Here is a 16,893-nt window from a genome sequence, read left to right on the forward strand (position 1 = left end):
CGAGCGCAAGCCGGGCCACCGCTGTGCGGGAACGACGCATGGGGAAGGGCGCTGCGTCCGCCCTGTTGTAGTCGACGGCGACCGTGTTCTACTCACATCCGAACATCAGCTACGTCCCCGTCCTGGATCTGGCGTCCGATCAGGTGTGCCTCGCGGTGGCGGGATCGCACACCTCGCCGGTGGCCGACGACTTCTTCACCGCGGCTCAGGAGGCGGCCGAGATCACGGCAGAGTGCGGGAACCATGAAATGTGGCAGCTCGGACGCGGTGCCGTTCCCATGACGTGATCTCCGCGAACGCCATGAGGAGATCTCCGCGAACGCCATGAGGAGATCTCCGCGAACGCGAATCGAGCATCTTCCCACCACGCGAGAGGCCTGTTCCGGGAGGCCAGGGGCTGTCCTGGAACGGTACGTGAGGGGACACCCAAGGGGTCGTTGTCGGCCGGCCGCTCGTGGCACCAGCATTCCCCACAGGCGACATGCTGCGCCCCACTCGTCCACCGGTTCGCGCTCCGCAGCTGGAGGCAGCGGCAGTTCCGGCATGCGTGAGTGCCACCGAACGTGTGGGTGGACTCACGAGGGACGTCTCGCCTCAACCGGCCGCTATGGCCCTTTGGACGCAGTCGCGGAGCAGGGCGCGGCGCCGGTCGTGTGCGTCATCGGCTTCTTGGCTGCTGGCCGCGTAGACGTTGCTGACCGGTGACCAGGCCATGGACATGGCGATGACCATGGCCATGATGTCGAACGGGTCACCTGCGCGAACCCGCCCGGCGGCCTGGGCCCCGGCGATGGCCGTGAGCTTGCGGTCGTCGTAGTGCTGGTGCATCTCGACAAGATGCCCGTCGGGACGGCGCTCCAGTCGTGTCCAGGTTGCCAGCCGGATGAGGTCGGGGCGGCGCAGGTATTCGTCGTAGAGGCGGACAGCCCAGTCCGCGAGATCGTCGGCGTCGATGGGCACGACGTTGGTGATGCGCTCCAGCGAGCTGAGGAAGATCGCGTCGAAGAGTCGTTCCTTGTCGCCGAAGTAGGCGTAGAGCTGTGCCTTGTTGGTGCGCGCTGCCGCCACGATGCGTTCGATCCGCGCTCCGGCGATGCCGTGCTGGGCGAACTCTTCCGTGGCGGCGTCCAGGATGCGCTGGTAGGTCGCGGCGCCTCGCGAGGTCTGGGGCTGTTCCGGCATGCCCGCACTTTACCAAACAGAACAGTTGGTTTGCCTAAGGGGGGTGGGCGCGCCTACGCTGCGACAGACAGAACAGTCTGTTTGAGGAGTCACGTATGCGAACGACCACCGGTTGGCGGGCGGCCGGCCCGACAGTGCTGCGGCGCGCTTCGCTGGAGCGCCGTGACCTGCGCCCGGATGACATCGCGGTGCAGGTCGACTACTGCGGTGTGTGCCACACCGACCTGCACGCCCTGTGCACCTACGACCAGCACACGGACGCGCCGCTGGTGCCCGGTCACGAATTCACCGGCGTGGTGACCGGGACCGGCCCCGGGGTGACCGCCTTCTCGGCCGGCGATCGCGTCGCTGTAGGCAACATCGTCGACTCCTGCGGCGTGTGCGCCATGTGCGAAGCCGGACAGGAGAACTTCTGCCACTCCTTCCCGACTCTGACCTACGGCGGTACCGACCGGCAGGACGGGTCGACCACCCTGGGCGGCTACTCCCGCGAGTACGTCGTGCGCGAGGCCTTTGCCTACCCGCTGCCCCCGAACCTCGACCCGGCCGCAGCCGCCCCGCTGATGTGCGCCGGTATCACCGTCTGGGAGCCCCTGCGCTCGTTGCGTGTGGGCCCCGGCAGTCGCGTCGCGGTGGCCGGCCTCGGAGGCCTGGGTCACCTCGCCGTCAAGATGGCCGTGGCACTCGGCGCCACCACGACCGTCATCAGCCGTAGCCAGGACAAGCGCGACGACGCCCGCAAGCTGGGCGCTCACGACCTCATCGCCTCGACCGACACCCAGCAGATGGCCGCGGCGCGCGACACCTTCGACGTCGTCATCGACACCATCTCCGCCCCTCACGACCTCGCCCCGTATCTGAAGCTGGTGGCGATGGACGGCACCCTCAGCCTCCTCGGGTACCTGGGCCCTCTCACGGTCGAGGCCATGGATCTGCTCGTCGGCCGCAAGAAGCTCAGTTCCGCGGGCAGCGGAGGCCGCCCGGCGACAGCCGAGATGCTTCAGTTCTGCGCCGACAACGGCGTTGCCGCCGACATCGAAGTGCTCCCGTCGTCACAGGTGGACGTGGCGCTCGACCGCCTCCGGCGAAACGACGTCCGCTACCGTTTCGTGCTCGACATGTCCGACCTGGACTGAGGAGACAATCGGCCGGGCCATCGCGTGCGTGCCGGCCGGCGCGTGGCCGGCGGCGAAGTCAGCTGCCCCGCCGCCGGTTCCAGATCAAGGTCAAGGCATGCTGGACAACGGAACCGAGAACAGCAGGCGTTCGGGAATCACCTGGGACTTCCAGGTGCTGCTCGCGTCCTCGTTGACCCACTTGGCATTCTTGTCAGCAGCCCATTCGGTCTGGCTCCACACCGTCTTCGTGCTCCACCAGAGCGACAGCCCCTGGGACTTCGCGGCCCAGCAGGCGGTCGGTGCGTCGGTGCCGGTGCACGTCGTGGTCTGCACGCCAGTGGTGTCGCGACGTTGGTAGACGCCGCGCTGGCCGACTCCGCCACGGTGCCTGGGCAGATACCAGGACCGCTTCCCGGTCTCCGGATCCCGGTAGGAGAGGGCGCCCTGAGCTCCGGCCATGTCGGCCGTGAACATCTCCGACACATTCGCGTATCCCGAGGAATCCTTCAGCAGCGGCATACCCGACTCCGACGGCGCAGCCAGCTGGTAGCCCCACATCTTGCCGATCTTGGGGGTGCCGGAGGGCTGGTACTCGTTCAGGACGATGCTGTCCGGAGAGGCACTGCGGTCGAGGGACACGTGGGCAGGACAGACGATGCCCGTTGTGGAATCGCACTTCTTGCTCAGGCCGTACGAGCCGATGGCCGGCATGACGTACTGATAGCCGTGGGCCGAGTAGCCTCCGGGCACCCTGCCGATCGCATTGCTGCTCACGGTGGCCTGCAGGATGTGGTTCATGGAGAAGACGTACAGGGCGTTGGTGCTGGGGTCCCCGCCCTTGGCCGTGACGATCAGCTTGTCCCCGAACCAGACCATGCCGCCCAGCTGGACCCCGGCGTTGTCGAAGTTGGCGCCGCCCTCGGTGGGAATCACGAGCAGCACCCAGCGATAGGAGAACGAGCTGGGGTTGTTGGCGTTGATGAAGGCCACGCGCGCCAGATGCTGCCCGTTGGGGTCGTTGTTCAGCATGGTGGGAAAGGTGGTGAACAGGCTGTCGTTGGACTTCCAGCCGGAGAGCAGGACCTTGTCGTCACCCCACAGGCCGTCGTCGTCCGCATCGCCCGAGGAGGTCACGCCCTGCGGGAGCCAGCGCTGGGTGTACGCGTCGCCCGTGTCCCAGCAGTAGGCGGAAGCGGGTGCCGGGTTCACGGGGAACGCCTTCACCTCTTGCGGGTAGCAGTCGGCGGAATTCCTCATCGTGTGGTTGGCGCTGGCCAGGACCTCGGCCACCCCGACGTTGTCCAGACGGGAGTCGAGCTCCGCGAGCGTGTCGCTGGAGACCTTGCGCTCCTCGAGTCTGAGCTTGGCCGCCTCGGTGGTGCTGGAGAGCGGCCTGACTTCGGGGTAGGCCTCCTCCTGGATCTGGGCAGCACCTGGGGTTATCCCAGCTGCCGCCAGGCTGAGTACGGCCGCGGCCAGTACGAACCAGTTCCGACTCTTACGCATGTCGCCCCTACTGCTGAAAGCTCACGTCATTGAGACGCGAGTGAATAGCGTGCCGTACCAACTGTCAAACAGGCGCGAGGATTTGGGGGAGATCGCAGGTGGTGGGGCGCCTCACTCGAACTGAGCGGCAGCGGGCTTCTGCGGGCGGGAAATCAAGTGCGCCGCATGATCGTGGGAACCGGACCGTGCTGCCAAAGGAAGCCGGTGAGCCCGGTGCACCCCTCACGCCGACGTCGAGAAGAGGCAATCCCAGCACGGGCCACGCCTCCCACCTGCGATGGCGCAGCCTCGTGGTCTCCATCTCGCTGCGTAAACTGCTGGCTCGTATGCCCGGCTGTGATGTCTGCGCGCACACTGACGGTTTCCCGTTCGACCCGGAGGACTGACCCGTGCCCGACCGACCTGAGATTGTCTGCATCTGCGGCTCTACCCGGTTCGTGGACGAGATGAGCACGGCGAACTGTGATCTGACCTTCGCAGGTGTCATCGTCGTCGCGCCGGGCGTCTTCCTGAGCGCCGAGGAGCGCGAGGCAGACAAGTCGATCACCAACGAGCAGAAGACCGCGCTGGACGCCCTCCACCTGCGCAAGATCGACCTGGCGGACCGGGTCCTGGTCGTCAACCCGGGCGGATACATCGGCGAGTCCACGAGCAGGGAGATCGCGTACGCCCACGCCACCGGCAAGCCGGTCTCGTTCACCGATCCCGTCTGACGAGCAGTCGCGTCGTGGTGCGCGCGGGCAACGAGTCCCGGTCAGCCTTTGAACGGGTTGCGAGCGGGTCTTCGAAGTCGTAGGGCACAGCGTTGTGCTTGTGTCGCGTGACGTGAATCGCGGATGCGACGTGGGCGGCGCTCGGGTCGTTGTTCCCGGCTGAAGGCCACGGGCGGCCCGCCTGTTGATCGACGCACGGGCGGGTAAGGCTGCGGGTAACCCTGCCGGCGAGGAATGCCGCCATCATGCGGGTGCTGCGGGCGGAACCCGGCATCGGTCTGGACGGTGTCCGGGCGGTGCTTGAGCAGGTCCTGGCCGGGCAGTACTCAGGGACCCTGCCCGAGATGGAGCTCCTGGCCCGCAAGCTGAGGGCGTCAGGCCTGCGGCCGCGGCACGGACGGTGGATTGAGTGAGCCCGCTACGTCGCCGTCCTGCCCCAGTTCATCCCGGCTGGCACCGGCCTCTTCACGATGGGCCTCTTGCTCACCGCGGTGCACATACTCATCGGTCTGCTCTGGTCCGCAGTCCTCATCGGGTTCGCTCGCATCTTGCAGGGCTGGCTCCGCAAGCACGCCCGCCGCCTGCTGGACCGGATCACCGGCACGGTCATCGGCGCCTTCGGAATCAGGCTGGCACTCAGCAACTGACAAGCCCAAGACGCGGGTCCGGCCACCAGTTGCCTGCTGGGCACCGGACCCGAATCCGGGACAGCAATGTTCACCGGAGGAGTTTCGCGTACGACAGTGCAGCGGAGCGTAATCTCGGTATCGACCGCGACGCACCCCGCCCACGATGTCTTCCGGTGATCCGATGACCACTGTCAACGCCAATGAGATTGCCTTGGGTATCGAGTCGTTCGGTGACGACGACGCGCCACTCGTCCTGCTCGTGGGCGGGACGACGATGCTCTCCTGGCCCGATGCGCTCTGCGAGCGCCTCGCCGCAGGCGGGCGCCGTGTGGTGCGCTACGACCTGCGCGACAGCGGGGAGTCGACGACGAAGGATCCGGAAGCGCCCGCCTACACGCTGCGCGACCTCGCCGCCGACGCGGCGGCCCTTGTCGACGAGCTCGGCGATGGGCCTGCGCACCTCGCGGGGATCGGCGTTGGCGGGATGGTCGCCCAGGTGGCCGTGCTCGACCATCCGGGCGCGTTCTCGGCGCTCACCCTCGTCGGCACCCGCGCGGTTGCCCCTGGGCCGCCCGACGATGACCTCCCTGACCATGACCAGGCGGCGATGAGCCGGCTGTTCGCGCGTCCCATGCCCGATTGGACCGACCGCCATGCGGTCGCGGAGTTCGCCGCCACCGGCGCGGAGATCCTCGGCAACGACCCCGCCGCCGCGCGCGCGACCTCCGGGCGCATCTGGGACCGCACACCCGGCACCGCGCCCCCGGTCCAGATGGCCAACCAGATGGGCATGGTCTTCTCCAGGCTCGACTGCAAACCTCGCTGGCGCGAGCGCCTGCCCGGGATCCAGGTCCCCACGCTTGTCGTCCACGGCCACCGCGACGCGTTCTTCCCCGTCGGCAACGGCGAGGCGATCGCTCGCGAGATCCCCGGGGCACGGCTGCTCGTCCTCGAAAAGGCCGCCACTGCGATCCCCGATGCGGCGGTCCGTGAGGTCGCCGAGGCGATGCTCATGCTCAGGTAGAGGAAGGGACGTCTGCCGCGCGGGTCCGGTCCCGACTCCCCACACACACAGCGGGCACCGGAGGCTCGATCCGGTCACGCGCCTGCGGCTGCGCCGTTCCAGCGGCGGCCGGCGCGCACACAGGCCAGGCGGAGCCGAACACCACGCCCTCCGGCTCGAACGCGTCGAGGACCTCCGCGCAACGGGGGCCGCTGGAGCATCGACGACCTGCGGATTCCGACACCCTCGTCGGCACCTTGGACTATGGGAACTTGCCGGTCGTCACCGCGACAATCGGTTACGAGCACAGCGAACTGACGGCCGGGCAGGCCCGGGCACTCTGGTCGATGCCTGCTCGAAGGCGGCGCGAGAGACGCACGGTCGACGCCGTGTGCGGTGTGCGCGAGGATCTCCAGGTCGACATCAGAGCCCGCCCCATGACGCTGTGCCATGGACGACCGGGCGGCGTTCCGGTGTCAACGGTGCGGGGCACCCGCACCGACGAACGCCACGATCTGGTTGAACTGAACCGGCTGTACCGGCTCGTCCGCAGGGTGCGTGGGGGCGGGCTGCCCCTGGTGCGGGCCGAACGGCTGCTGGATACGGACAAAGGGCGGCCGACACGGTCGCGGCTGTGGAGTGCGCTCGGCGGAGCCGTGCTCGCAGCCTCGATCGGCTTCCAGCACGGTGCGCACTTGGCGCGGACGCTTCGCGTACGGCGGCATACGAGCTCTGACCGACCACAGACGTTCCGGGCGCGCAGCGTGGTTCACTCCCGAACAGGTCGCCGAGGTGAAAGCGCGACGCCCTCGTCCTTGATTTCGTGCTCCTCGGCGGAGAGCTACGACGCGGCGACCCACGTGAGGAGGCGTCGGCTGCTGCTGATTCGGGCTGTCGGGCCGTATCCGGTGAGCCGCCACGTAGCTGGACGTACATTATTCGGCGGCTCGCTCCCGAGGTGCGTGGGGCGGTGATCACAAGCCGAAGGCGGGGGCATGGACAGCAGCGAGTACGACGAGCACGAGGCGATCATCAGAGTCCGGAAGGGCGCGCGTCTCCTGCAGTCGAGTAAGACCGCAGGCGCTCGTCGAGGCATGACACGTGACCCCGACAACGAACTGGGGCATGCCGAGATCTTCTTGAAGGAGGACCAGGAGCCGCAGCCGGTGGCGGAGCACTGGCAAGGTTGGCCCGACTCCGACCGGCACGCATCGGAGGCCCGGGAGCAGGAGCGTCGAGAATACGCGGAGTTCCTCGCCGAGGTCGTCTTCCATATCGGTCTCAAAGTGGCGCAGAAAGCCGCTCCCCACGTCAAGAAGTGGTGGTCCGAGCAGGCGCTTCCGGCAATGACGACGAAGTGGAACGGTCAGGCGCTCCCGTCCGTGAAGACGAAGTGGGCCGGCGTGCGAAGGCGCGCCAGTGACCGCCGCGCAGAGAAGGCGGAAGACTTGCGGGACGCCGCCGCCGTTTCGCACGATCGGCGAAAGACGATGAGCGGCGCAGAGGCGCGACAGCGGTTCGCTGCGGCGGTGGCGGCCAGGATCTACAGCGACGGGCAGCTACGGCTGCTGCGCACCGCCAGGGTCGTGGACGAGGGAGCAAACGGCCCGGTCGAGGTGGAGGCGACAGCCGACCTCACGCCCCAGCGCATCGGCGAGCGGATTGCGTTGATGCTGGAGACGGACCCTTCGCTGCTCAGCGTGGACACTCTGGCTGAACTCGAAAGGCTCGTCGCAGGCATCCGGGCCGGCGGCAGCCACGTTGCCCTTCAGGGAGCGGAAGGTGTACCGCCCCGCGAGACGGGGGCACCTGAGAAGAGGGAGACCGCAGAAGGCTGAGCGCCCGGCCTGCCGGCGCCCCCGGCCCGTGGATCAGTAGCCCTGGCCGACCAGGAAGGAGTCGAAGTCGAGGGCGAGGGAACGTGCTTCGGCCGCGTGGCCCTCGTTGTCCCCGTCGACGAGGACGAGGATGCAGATGCCATGCCCGGTTCTCGCTGCCCACATGACGCGGTTCCCGTTGCGCAGGAGCGTCAGGTCGAGTTCGGTCCCTGTGACCGCGTCCGTGATCCGGTCCAGTTCCTCACGGTGCCACACCACCCCGGCGAGCCGGAGCGTCGGAGGGCGACCGGTCTCCTCGCCGGCCCTCCACAGCGCCGCCATCTCAGCCCGGACCGGAGCGTCGGCCGTGTCGGATTCCCGGTGCCGGTCTCCTTGTCCGGCCGCGCCGCCGAAGAACTGTCGGCCGTCCTCGTCCTCGCGGCCTGCAGTGGCGAAGAACCCTGATTCGGCGGAGAAGGCCGCCACCGCACGCACGGCGGGGTGGCTCCCACCCAGGGCGAAACGGGTGCTGAGTACGTCTTCCCATTGCTCGGTTACGGGAGGCATCGCTGGTGGCCTTTCGACGGAGTGATCGTTCATGGACGGGACGGGTTGCCTCGGGCGGTGACGCTCGGTGACGTGCCCCTCCGGCTGGACATCTCCTGCCCGTGAACGCGCTGATCAGACGCGTGACCGGGAGGTCGGTGGCAGGCGTCGCTTCCAGGGTGGGGGCGGGGCCGCCCCCACCCTGGCTAGCGGTGAGGCAGTGCCGCGCGTGCGGAATCGGCGGCGGAGTGCATGGTCCGCCCCGTGGCGCTCGCGGCTGAAGAGGCGCCGGAGCCGGCTGTGTCGATCGCCGCGTGCACGTGTCCGCCGGCCCTCGCCGCCGCGCGGTGGGCCCTCTTCCGGCCTCGCGTGGTCGCGGTGCGGGCACGGTAGGCCGCCGTCGGTTTGCCGTGGGTGTCGGCCGCGCCGAGCAGCAGAGCGCCGAACAGGCCGACGCGCTGGGCGAATTCGCGGAGTTGGTCCTTCCGCAGCTTCGGGTCCTCTTCCTTCCACCACGCGTGCTCGGCGAGGGTGGCCGGCACGAGGCTCGCGGCCAGGACAAGGGACGCAGTACGAGGGAACCGCCCCAGAGCGAGCAGCCCGCCCGCACCGATCTGCACGGCGGCGTTGAGCTTCACCACGCGCAGAGGATCGTCGACAGGCGCCCCAAGACGCCGTGCCCATGACTCGGCGCCCGCTGCGAGGGGGAGTGGTCTGCGCAGCGCACGCGCCCCCTCGATGACGAACGGGGTTGCCAACAGAGGGCGGGTGATTCTTCTCAGAACAGCCATGGATCCCCGTATGCCCCTGGAAGCAACCGTCACACGCGGCCGCCGCTCTGCCGGATGGAGTCTTCACCTGCTCCTCCCGCACCCGATTCCCGGGCAGCTTCGACAGGGGACGACGGTTCGTGAGCGGTCGTCACGGGGAAGGCCGCTCCGGGACAGGCGCACTCGTCCGCGCAACCGCCGTCCCGCGCGCGGGCGCCTTGCGCCAAGACTTTCGGCCGGCCCTGATCAGCTGAGCTGCCAAATGCATGCCCCGCCCAGGATGAGGAGCAGGCAGATGGCCAGGTTGGTGCGCCAGTACGTCAGGAAGATGGCGACGAACTCGCGGATCATCGCGCTGGGCCAGAAGTACGCGGCCGTGGGTGATCCGACGACGTGGCCTCTGACCCCCGCCCGGCGGGCGGTCACCGCGGCGCGGAAAACGTGGTAGTTGTTCGTGACCACGACACATCGGTAGTCGGGATTGGCCTTCTCCATGATCGATTTGCTGTACCGCAGATTCTCCTCGGTCGTCGTCGAGCGGTCCTCGCGTTCGATCAGGGCGGCCGGGAATCCGCGCTCGATCAGGTACTCGGCCATCGCGTGTGACTCCGGCAGGGTTTCGTCGGGCCCCTGACCGCCGGAGGCGAGGAGTACGGGCTGCCTGCCGTGAGCCGTCAGTCTCGTGTGCACGGATCGGGCCCGCTCAAGTCGGCCGGCCAGCAGCGGCGACACCGTGGCGCCGTTGATGAGACCGGCACCGAGCACCACCACGTAGTCGGCCTTGCGGTGGATGTGGAGGCGGCCGTAGAGAAATGCGTAGACGACGAAGCTGACGAACAGGAAGGCGATGTAGCCGGCCAGGGCCAGCACCGTGCCTGTCACCACCACCAGCGTCTCGTTCTTCAGGATCAGCGCGGTGATCATCAGTGCGAGAAGGGCCACCAGAGCAAGCCCTGTCAGCAGGGACAGGAGGTTGGCGGGGCTTCTGCCCTCCTTGCGCACCATCGTCACGCCATTGGAGATCAGGAACCAGGACAGGACGACGATGCCTACCGCCACGAGGAGGAGGAGCACGATGCCGATCTCCCTCCCCGTGGCCGGCCGCGATCGGGCGAGCCCGGCGAGCCAGGCGGCCGCGGCGAAGGTGAGCGACAGTCCCAGAAGGACTGCGTTGCTGAAACGCCGGCGCTCGTGGAGCGTGCCGACACAGAAGGCGACGAAGATCAGGGCCGCCGGGACGTAGGCCAACATGCGCACATGCTAGGCGGAGAGCTGCGGGCATTTCTGAGGAGGCCGGATCATCGACGAGGAGAGGCCGGGAGGGCCGGAGCGGAAGCCACGTCGGAGCGGGCAGGCTGTCACCTCGGCGGGAGCGGGTAGGGGTGGAGCATGAGGCTGATGAGCGAAGGCGAGCGGCAGCCGGCGTCTTGCCGGTGGAAGACGTACGCGGCCACGGCGGCGGGTGTGACGGTGGCGGCGGCCCTCGGGAGCTGGGCCGTCGCGCCGGACACACGCTGGTACCGCTCGTTGTCCAAGCCGCCCTGGCAACCGCCGGCGCCGGCCTTCGGGGTCGTCTGGACCCCGCTCTACGCGAGCGTCGCCTGGGCCGGTGGGCGAGCCCTCCTGGCGGCACGTCCGCAGGAGCGCGGGGCCCTGGCCGCGAGTCTCGGTGCGAACCTCGCCGTGAACACGGCTTGGAACTGGATGTTCTTCCGGATGCGCAGCACGAAGGCCGGTCTGGTGGGAAGCGCACTGCTCGACGTGAGCAACGCGGAACTCATCGCCCGCACGGCGAAGGCTGACCGAACGGCTGCTCTCGCACTCGTCCCGTACGTCACTTGGTGCGGGTTCGCCACCTTCCTGAACGCAGACCTCGTGCGCCGGAACATGCGCTGATCAGACGGTGGTCGGCACGTGCCGTACGCTCCGTGCCGCGCGCTCCCGGCCGCCGGCGCTCGAAGGGGGGCTGCCGAGCCGGCCCGGGGCGCGCCCAGGTATCGGGAGCAGGTTTCCGGGAGCGGTGATTGACGTGCTGTCGGCGCTCGCGGGGGATGCGGCGGGGGGCGGCGGGCGATCCGCGCGAGTCATTGACATGTCCAGGGCAAGTTGGAATGCTGGAGTGCTCTTCCATCGATGTAAACGCCGCCGCCGCGCGCGTCGCAGCGGAGGCCGACCTTGGAACGGGACCATGAAACTCACCCGGCATCTCTCCCGCGCCGCCGTCCTTGCGTTGTCCGGCGTGTTCGCTGTGATCATGTCCTTGTCGTCCGCGGAGCAGGCCCGGGCGGAACAGACCATCAGGGCCGCGGACCCGAGCGTGATCCGGGTCGGCAGCACCTACATATCGGTGCAGTCGGCCGGTGGTGGCATCGCCGTGCGGCAGGCGTCCTCGACGGCCGCGCTGGCATCGGCGCCCGCCCGACAGGTGTGGTCGGACACGGCCGGTCACGGTGAGGTCTGGGCTCCGGAGATCGTCACGGACGGCGGCCGCTACTACATCTACTTCTCGGCCGGACGCGGGGCGGCCCACCGGATGTACGTCATCAGCTCGGCGAGCCCGGACAGCGGCTACACCGGGGAGAACAGGCTGGCGCTGCCGGACGGCAAGTGGGCGATCGACGGGACCCTGTTCACTTTCGGTGGGCAGCGCTGGTTCGTCTGGTCCGGCTGGGCCGGTGACACCAACGTCGAGCAGAACCTCTACATCGCGCGTATGAGCAGCCCCACCACACCGACCGGCGCACGCCACGTCATATCGCAGCCGCGGGAGAGCTGGGAACGGGTGGTGGGCAACCCGTTCATCAACGAGGGCCCCGAGGCCATCAAGGACCCGAACGGGCAGTTGCACATCGTGTACTCCGCCAACGGCAGCTGGAGCGACCAGTACTGCTTGGCCGACCTACGCCTGCGTGCCGGAGGTGACCCGGCATACGTCTGGGACTGGTACAAGTCCAACGGCTGCCTGTTCGGCTCCAACCGGGCGACGATGATGTCCGGCTGGGACCCGACGCTGTACGTCAACGGTCCCGGCCACCACAGCTTCGTCCTGCTCAACGGTGACATCAGCACCAGCCCGCCCGCCGGCCCCCGATTCCCCTCGATGTTCCACGCGGTGCCGAAGGGAACGCCGTACGCGTGGGAGAACCGGTACTGGTACACCGGCACATTCGCCTGGTGGGGGAACACCACCTACAGCCGCGCCAACGTCCCCGGCCCGACCACCGACACGGGCTGGAGCCTCAAGTTCTTCGAGTAGTGCGGCAGGGGTCGGTGGAACCGGAGCAGGTCGGAGGGCGCGAGAGGTTCCGTTCCCTTCGAGGCGCCGGTCAGGGGACGATCGTGTCCCACTCCGGCTTCCACCCCCAGGCGGTGAACATGCCGGCCGACAGCGAGGAGCACGCGTCGGAGTCCAGGTACCGGAGTGCGGCGTCGTCCCCCCGGTCGGGCGCGAGCATCGCCGGCTGCTGCGCTCCCATGTGTCCGCCCAGAAGCGGCTGTTGGGACTGCACGGCGCGAGCGGAGGCGTGTGCGTCTCTGCTCGCGCCGGACATCAGCCCTGTCGCGCGCAGCAGGCTCGGATACGAGGGCACCCCGGAGACGTCGGTGCGGGGGCGGGCGGGCCGGAATCACACGCGGCGCCGAGGCCGGAGTGCATCCGCCTGCCGACGCGAGCAGCCGGGTGCCGTTCGGCGCCGGAATGCGGCCGCGGCACCTGGCCGCTGCCCCGTTCCGTGTCGGTAGCCGGGGAGGGCACGTCGACGCGGGGGGGCATGTACTCCGCGGCGACGACCGGGCCGTCTGCCGGATCCGAGAGGGCAGCCTCGGCGGACTGCCCGATGCTTCTACGAAATCGATCCCACTGGTGTGCGAGTAAAGCCAATATGCGCGAATAGTCGCGCGGAATGGCTGTTGCGAAAAGTGCGTCCTGCGTGCGAGTGACGCGCCGGGTGGCGCCCGGTGTTGAGCGCCGGGGCGTGAAAGGGCTTGCCGTTGATTGTTGAACGGGTGGATGTAGCGGTCAGTGATTGTCAGGGCCATTGCCGCCGCATATGCGTGCCGGTTACAGGCGAGAGATGCGGAAATGTCCGTAATTTGTAACAGGGCCGGACACGGCTCCCGCCGGCCGGTTCGAAGGCGCAGTGTTCTGGCTCTCGGCCCGACGGGTCGGGACCCCGTATCGCCTCTGCCGACCTCCATCGGCATGCAGAGGCGCTGTTCTTGAGGAGACATCACCTTGTCTGCTTTTTCGGCCACCAGTCGTATCGCCGCGACCGTGCTCACGGCCGGCGCCCTCGTCTCGGTCGTCGCCCTTCCGGCCGGCGCACAGGACAACGACCGCCACCACTCCCGGGACCGGGTCGTCATCAGTGATGTCCAGGCCAACAGCCCCGGACGTGACAACGGCTCCAACCGGTCGCTCAACGCCGAGTGGGTCGAGATCACCAACCAGAGCCGCCGCTCGGTGAACCTGGACGACTGGACCCTGCGCGCCGCCGACGGCACCCGATACCGCTTCGACGACGTCCGGCTCGCCGGCCGTGCCACCGTCCGCGTTCACACCGGCGTCGGCCGCGACACCCGCACCGACCTCTACCAGGACCGCCGCCACTACGTCTGGGACAACTACTCCGACACCGCGACGCTGCGCGACGACCGTGGGCGCACGGTCGACACCGAGTCCTGGGGCCGTGGGCACCACCACTACCGCCGCTGACCAAGGACCGGGGACGGTGACGGTCTGTCCGCCGCCCCACGGCGGACGGATCCTCCGCCTCCCCTTCGGGGTGCCGGGTAGCCGCCCTGCCCGGCACCCCACCCCGCCGCGCGAACAGCGCAGAGCCCGGACCGTTGGGGAACGGTCCGGGCTCAGCCGTCTGTCGGCCCGGGGCCGCAGACGCGGGCGTAGGCATGTTCAACAAGGGCACATGAGCTCCAACGGAAGGAGGCCTCATGAAGCCATTGGACTCCGCGCCCCTGGACACGGAGAGCGGCAGGCCCGTCGAGCGCGGTGCGTCAGCGCCCGGGGCGGAAGGCGTGAGCCGGGAGAGGACGCGCCGGCCGGCCGGTGAGAACGCAGGGAACCCGAAGGGGATCGCGGAAGAAGACCCCAGGGAGCGGGTCAACCGTCGCTGGAACGAGATCCTCCAGGAGACGAGGGTCGCTCAGACCGGTATCCAGATCCTCTTCGGCTTCCTGCTCAGCGTTGCATTCACTCAGAGATTCGAAAGGCTGGGCGACTTCGACCACCGTGTCTACGTCATCACTGTCGTCCTCGGCGCTGCCGCCATCGGAGCACTCATAGCGCCCGTCGCGCTGCACCGGTTCCTTTCCGGCTCCCGGATGAAGGACGAAGTGGTAGTCGTTGCCGGCCGGTTCATGGTGTGCGGTATGGTCCTGCTCGCACTGACCATCGGCTGCACGCTCCTTCTTCTGTTGCACACCGTACTCACCGACCTTCTGGCGGAGATACTTGTCGGCACCGTCATGGCGTGGTTCGCTGCGGCCTGGTTCGTACTCCCGTTGATTCTCAAGATGCGCTCGGGCCGCCGCGCCGACTGAGTGATCGAGCAGCGGCCGCAGGGCTGCGGCCCGAGCCGGGCGGGGAAGGCTCGGGACACGAGCTGGCACGGGTGCTGAGCATCCTGATGCTCCTTCCGCTCGCTTCTCGCCCCATACGGTCTGCGATGGGGCCCTCGATCCGGAGCGGCCGCAGTGCGAGGCGTCACAGGGCTCACTGCGGACAGGGAGGACACCACAGTCACCGCCACGTCCGGGCCGGCACCACCCCCCTGTTCGCAGCATGCCGACGAGCGCGTCCTGGCTGAACCTGGTGGAGCGGTGGTTCGCCGAGCTCACGCAGATGAAGCTCAAGCTGGGAGTCCACCGCTCCGTCCAGGCCCTCGAACGCGACATCCGGTCCTGGCTCGCGGACGGAACGAGCACCCCAGATTCGTCGTCTGGACAGAAAGAACACAGCAGAAATCCTCGACAAGCTCGCCGCCTACCTCTGACGGATCTCCGCCTCAGGCCACTGGCGCGATGCCGGTGGCGGGCCGGAAGCCGGGGAACGCCTGTCGGCCGAGCGCTGCCCCGGAGTGGAGGAACATCGGCCCGCTGTCGGTGAGGTGCGGGAACCGGGCCGCTCGTCGAGTCGTGATCAGTGATGGTCCGGGTGCTGCTGTCCCAGTACAGAGCTTGGGTCAGCAGCCCGCAAGCACGCCCTTGCAGGCCGCCCGTTCCGCCGGAGCGGATCGCTGCCGGAGGAGACAGAAGAGGGCCCGGCACTCGGTGCCGGGCCCTCTCTCCACCGCCGCGGCCCAGGGGAGGGGGCGTGCGGCCTGGGTGGGGTCAGTGGTCGAAGGTGTCCTTCGCCTTCTCCTTGGCCTCGCGGGCGTCGCCCTTGGCCTGGTCAATGCGGCCCTCGGCGGTGAGGCGGTCGTTGCCCGTGGTGCGCCCGGCGGCTTCCTTGATCTTTCCCTTGGCCTGTTCGGTCTTGGCCTGGGTCTTTTCATTGGCAGCCATGTCACTCACACCTTGCTGTGGTCGACTTCAGGAACAACCAACGCCTGACCCGGATAAGCCTGTCCAAACATCCAGCTCGTGTCCTGTCGAGCGAAGACGAAGACGTACCGGCCTTGGTGGGGCATCGGCTGGAGTGTGGCGGTGCGACTTGGTGAGCGAGTCGGCGGCCCTACGCCTGGGACCGCGTCGGTGCCCGCTCGCGCACCGGTGACGTGAGGGCCGGCCGTCCGTGATCCGGAGCCTCCGCAGGGATCGACCCAAGCGTCTCTGCTTGGAACCCGCCGCCCGGGATCTCGCGGGCGCTGGACCTGATGGACTGATCCGGGACTGGCCGACGAGGTCCCGTGCAGTTACGTCCTGACTCTCCCCAGCTGCACGGCCACGGTTCAGGGAGGGAGCCGAACCGCCGGTGCGGGTTCCTGGCCGGCCCGGCCGGTGTGTTGTCTCCATCGTCCGGAGGAGATCGCCCACATGGTGGTCTACCTTGCCTCTTCGTACGCATCAGCGACCACGGGCGGCGCCCTGACGGTGGAGGGCGGCTACGTGGATTCGATCCTGCCCTGAGCCCGGTCGGCGAAGGTGTGGCCCGAGTCATGCTGCGCAGGTGAGGCGTCGGCCCGATGGTCGATGTCCAGTCGGCGGGCACGCATCCGGGGAGCAGCGCCCCCGGATGCGTGGTGTCCCTCAGGTCTGCGGACGGCTGCCGTGGTTTGCGCTGTTCTTGCGGCGGGCCTTCTTCTTGCGACGTCGTTTCGAGGACATCAAACTCTCCCTGATCTGCATCGTTCGAATGTTTCTACCGATTTGTCGCCTGGGGCGATCACTGACCCATTACCCACTCTCACGGCGAAAAACTCTCTCGGCGGGTTCATCCGCGCGATGGGTGTCACTGCGTCCGTCATGCGCCGGGTAACCCTCACGCCGATGCGCCCGGCCTGCACTGATCGGACCTCTGGACGGTCCCACGGGCTGGTTGAGGAAACAGCGCCGGTGTGGGGCCGGGTGATGGGGGCGAGGGGCGGGTGCCGAGGCGATGAGCCCCGCGCGGTGGCTCGCAGGTTCGGCGCGCGAACGCCGGGACCGACCC

At 68.4% G+C, this 16,893-nt stretch carries 20 protein-coding genes and 1 pseudogene; 13 read left to right on the forward strand and 8 right to left on the reverse strand.

Translation table 11 applies throughout. From position 1 onward, the window contains the following. The first annotated feature begins 83 nt into the window (after window positions 1-83). Entirely contained in the window at window positions 84-287 is a 204-nt protein-coding gene (locus tag JGS39_RS02060; RefSeq protein WP_236063079.1) for a hypothetical protein, read from the forward strand. A 307-nt stretch (window positions 288-594) separates the two neighbouring features. On the opposite strand, the gene JGS39_RS02065 is transcribed toward JGS39_RS02060, so the two are convergent. Next, window positions 595-1,182 carry a TetR/AcrR family transcriptional regulator gene (locus tag JGS39_RS02065; RefSeq protein ID WP_219566886.1) on the reverse strand — a complete coding sequence of 196 codons (588 nt, stop codon included), beginning with the start codon at window positions 1,180-1,182 and terminating at the stop codon, window positions 595-597. Window positions 1,183-1,277: 95 nt separating this feature from the next. On the opposite strand from JGS39_RS02065, the gene JGS39_RS02070 reads away from it, so the two are divergent. After that, window positions 1,278-2,318, forward strand: a complete 1,041-nt coding sequence (locus JGS39_RS02070; RefSeq protein ID WP_219566888.1) for an NAD(P)-dependent alcohol dehydrogenase — start codon at window positions 1,278-1,280, stop codon at window positions 2,316-2,318. 90 nt (window positions 2,319-2,408) lie between these two features. Here the strand turns inward: JGS39_RS02070 and JGS39_RS02075 are convergent, their stop codons facing one another. Beyond that, complete coding sequence (locus JGS39_RS02075; protein ID WP_219566890.1) at window positions 2,409-3,806, reverse strand: hypothetical protein; 1,398 nt, start codon at window positions 3,804-3,806, stop codon at window positions 2,409-2,411. 389 nt (window positions 3,807-4,195) lie between these two features. Between JGS39_RS02075 and JGS39_RS02080 the strand changes: the two genes are divergently transcribed. The 6 genes from JGS39_RS02080 (at window position 4,196) to JGS39_RS02105 (ending at window position 7,989) form a co-directional block, all read left to right on the forward strand. Beyond that, on the forward strand, window positions 4,196-4,519 hold the full coding sequence (locus JGS39_RS02080) for a hypothetical protein (RefSeq protein WP_219566892.1): 324 nt from the start codon (window positions 4,196-4,198) through the stop codon (window positions 4,517-4,519). A 245-nt stretch (window positions 4,520-4,764) separates the two neighbouring features. After that, entirely contained in the window at window positions 4,765-4,932 is a 168-nt protein-coding gene (locus tag JGS39_RS02085) for a hypothetical protein (RefSeq protein WP_219566894.1), read from the forward strand. An 18-nt stretch (window positions 4,933-4,950) separates the two neighbouring features. Further along, the gene (locus JGS39_RS02090; protein ID WP_264302731.1) at window positions 4,951-5,166 is read left to right on the forward strand and encodes a LysE family transporter; all 216 of its coding nucleotides are present in this window, start codon (window positions 4,951-4,953) and stop codon (window positions 5,164-5,166) included. A 163-nt stretch (window positions 5,167-5,329) separates the two neighbouring features. Further along, window positions 5,330-6,172, forward strand: coding sequence for an alpha/beta fold hydrolase (locus JGS39_RS02095; protein ID WP_219566896.1), 843 nt, complete (start codon window positions 5,330-5,332; stop codon window positions 6,170-6,172). 666 nt (window positions 6,173-6,838) lie between these two features. Next, on the forward strand, window positions 6,839-6,970 hold the full coding sequence (locus JGS39_RS40515; RefSeq protein WP_306068638.1) for a helix-turn-helix domain-containing protein: 132 nt from the start codon (window positions 6,839-6,841) through the stop codon (window positions 6,968-6,970). 176 nt (window positions 6,971-7,146) lie between these two features. Then, window positions 7,147-7,989, forward strand: coding sequence for a hypothetical protein (locus JGS39_RS02105; RefSeq protein ID WP_219566898.1), 843 nt, complete (start codon window positions 7,147-7,149; stop codon window positions 7,987-7,989). A 33-nt stretch (window positions 7,990-8,022) separates the two neighbouring features. Here the strand turns inward: JGS39_RS02105 and JGS39_RS02110 are convergent, their stop codons facing one another. From JGS39_RS02110 to JGS39_RS02120, 3 genes are all read right to left on the reverse strand, one after another. Beyond that, window positions 8,023-8,535: a hypothetical protein gene (locus tag JGS39_RS02110; protein WP_219566900.1), complete on the reverse strand. Its 513-nt coding sequence runs from the start codon at window positions 8,533-8,535 to the stop codon at window positions 8,023-8,025. A 185-nt stretch (window positions 8,536-8,720) separates the two neighbouring features. Continuing rightward, window positions 8,721-9,305, reverse strand: coding sequence for a DoxX family protein (locus tag JGS39_RS02115; RefSeq protein WP_219566902.1), 585 nt, complete (start codon window positions 9,303-9,305; stop codon window positions 8,721-8,723). Window positions 9,306-9,530: 225 nt separating this feature from the next. Continuing rightward, entirely contained in the window at window positions 9,531-10,535 is a 1,005-nt protein-coding gene (locus JGS39_RS02120) for a YdcF family protein (protein ID WP_219566903.1), read from the reverse strand. 147 nt (window positions 10,536-10,682) lie between these two features. Between JGS39_RS02120 and JGS39_RS02125 the strand changes: the two genes are divergently transcribed. Then, on the forward strand, window positions 10,683-11,180 hold the full coding sequence (locus JGS39_RS02125) for a TspO/MBR family protein (protein ID WP_236063081.1): 498 nt from the start codon (window positions 10,683-10,685) through the stop codon (window positions 11,178-11,180). Between the two features lie 292 nt (window positions 11,181-11,472). After that, complete coding sequence (locus JGS39_RS02130; protein WP_219566907.1) at window positions 11,473-12,540, forward strand: glycoside hydrolase family 43 protein; 1,068 nt, start codon at window positions 11,473-11,475, stop codon at window positions 12,538-12,540. Window positions 12,541-12,610: 70 nt separating this feature from the next. Here JGS39_RS02130 and JGS39_RS02135 read toward each other — a convergent pair. Then, a pseudogene (locus JGS39_RS02135) lies at window positions 12,611-12,889 on the reverse strand (SAM-dependent methyltransferase); the annotation flags it as partial. A gap of 629 nt (window positions 12,890-13,518) precedes the next feature. Between JGS39_RS02135 and JGS39_RS02140 the strand changes: the two are divergent. Beyond that, on the forward strand, window positions 13,519-13,998 hold the full coding sequence (locus tag JGS39_RS02140) for a lamin tail domain-containing protein (protein WP_236063082.1): 480 nt from the start codon (window positions 13,519-13,521) through the stop codon (window positions 13,996-13,998). 320 nt (window positions 13,999-14,318) lie between these two features. Then, entirely contained in the window at window positions 14,319-14,843 is a 525-nt protein-coding gene (locus JGS39_RS02145; RefSeq protein ID WP_371930535.1) for a DUF6328 family protein, read from the forward strand. Between the two features lie 789 nt (window positions 14,844-15,632). On the opposite strand, the gene JGS39_RS02150 is transcribed toward JGS39_RS02145, so the two are convergent. After that, window positions 15,633-15,806, reverse strand: a complete 174-nt coding sequence (locus JGS39_RS02150) for a CsbD family protein (RefSeq protein ID WP_219566912.1) — start codon at window positions 15,804-15,806, stop codon at window positions 15,633-15,635. Between the two features lie 357 nt (window positions 15,807-16,163). Here JGS39_RS02150 and JGS39_RS41365 point away from each other — a divergent pair, with 357 nt between their 5' ends. Then, window positions 16,164-16,370 (forward strand): SDR family oxidoreductase, encoded by a 207-nt coding sequence (locus tag JGS39_RS41365; protein ID WP_264302732.1) that lies wholly within the window; start codon window positions 16,164-16,166, stop codon window positions 16,368-16,370. A 120-nt stretch (window positions 16,371-16,490) separates the two neighbouring features. Here JGS39_RS41365 and JGS39_RS42150 read toward each other — a convergent pair whose 3' ends face one another. Further along, on the reverse strand, window positions 16,491-16,589 hold the full coding sequence (locus JGS39_RS42150) for a 50S ribosomal protein bL37 (protein ID WP_504740098.1): 99 nt from the start codon (window positions 16,587-16,589) through the stop codon (window positions 16,491-16,493). Between the last annotated feature and the right edge of the window lie 304 nt (window positions 16,590-16,893).

Source organism: Streptomyces poriferorum (assembly GCF_019399235.1).
Taxonomy (GTDB): Bacteria; Actinomycetota; Actinomycetes; order Streptomycetales; family Streptomycetaceae; genus Streptomyces; species Streptomyces poriferorum.

What these genes read in the sequence shown, in the direction of transcription:
- JGS39_RS02150 (WP_219566912.1), bottom strand. Translation starts at nt 15,806, where the DNA reads ATGGCTGCCAATGAAAAGACCCAGGCCAAGACCGAACAGGCCAAGGGA.
- JGS39_RS02125 (WP_236063081.1), top strand. Translation starts at nt 10,683, where the DNA reads ATGAGCGAAGGCGAGCGGCAGCCGGCGTCTTGCCGGTGGAAGACGTAC.
- JGS39_RS02110 (WP_219566900.1), bottom strand. Translation starts at nt 8,535, where the DNA reads ATGCCTCCCGTAACCGAGCAATGGGAAGACGTACTCAGCACCCGTTTC.
- JGS39_RS02105 (WP_219566898.1), top strand. Translation starts at nt 7,147, where the DNA reads ATGGACAGCAGCGAGTACGACGAGCACGAGGCGATCATCAGAGTCCGG.
- JGS39_RS02065 (WP_219566886.1), bottom strand. Translation starts at nt 1,182, where the DNA reads ATGCCGGAACAGCCCCAGACCTCGCGAGGCGCCGCGACCTACCAGCGC.
- JGS39_RS02085 (WP_219566894.1), top strand. Translation starts at nt 4,765, where the DNA reads ATGCGGGTGCTGCGGGCGGAACCCGGCATCGGTCTGGACGGTGTCCGG.
- JGS39_RS02120 (WP_219566903.1), bottom strand. Translation starts at nt 10,535, where the DNA reads ATGTTGGCCTACGTCCCGGCGGCCCTGATCTTCGTCGCCTTCTGTGTC.
- JGS39_RS02130 (WP_219566907.1), top strand. Translation starts at nt 11,473, where the DNA reads ATGAAACTCACCCGGCATCTCTCCCGCGCCGCCGTCCTTGCGTTGTCC.
- JGS39_RS02115 (WP_219566902.1), bottom strand. Translation starts at nt 9,305, where the DNA reads ATGGCTGTTCTGAGAAGAATCACCCGCCCTCTGTTGGCAACCCCGTTC.
- JGS39_RS42150 (WP_504740098.1), bottom strand. Translation starts at nt 16,589, where the DNA reads ATGCAGATCAGGGAGAGTTTGATGTCCTCGAAACGACGTCGCAAGAAG.
- JGS39_RS02075 (WP_219566890.1), bottom strand. Translation starts at nt 3,806, where the DNA reads ATGCGTAAGAGTCGGAACTGGTTCGTACTGGCCGCGGCCGTACTCAGC.
- JGS39_RS02070 (WP_219566888.1), top strand. Translation starts at nt 1,278, where the DNA reads ATGCGAACGACCACCGGTTGGCGGGCGGCCGGCCCGACAGTGCTGCGG.
- JGS39_RS02095 (WP_219566896.1), top strand. Translation starts at nt 5,330, where the DNA reads ATGACCACTGTCAACGCCAATGAGATTGCCTTGGGTATCGAGTCGTTC.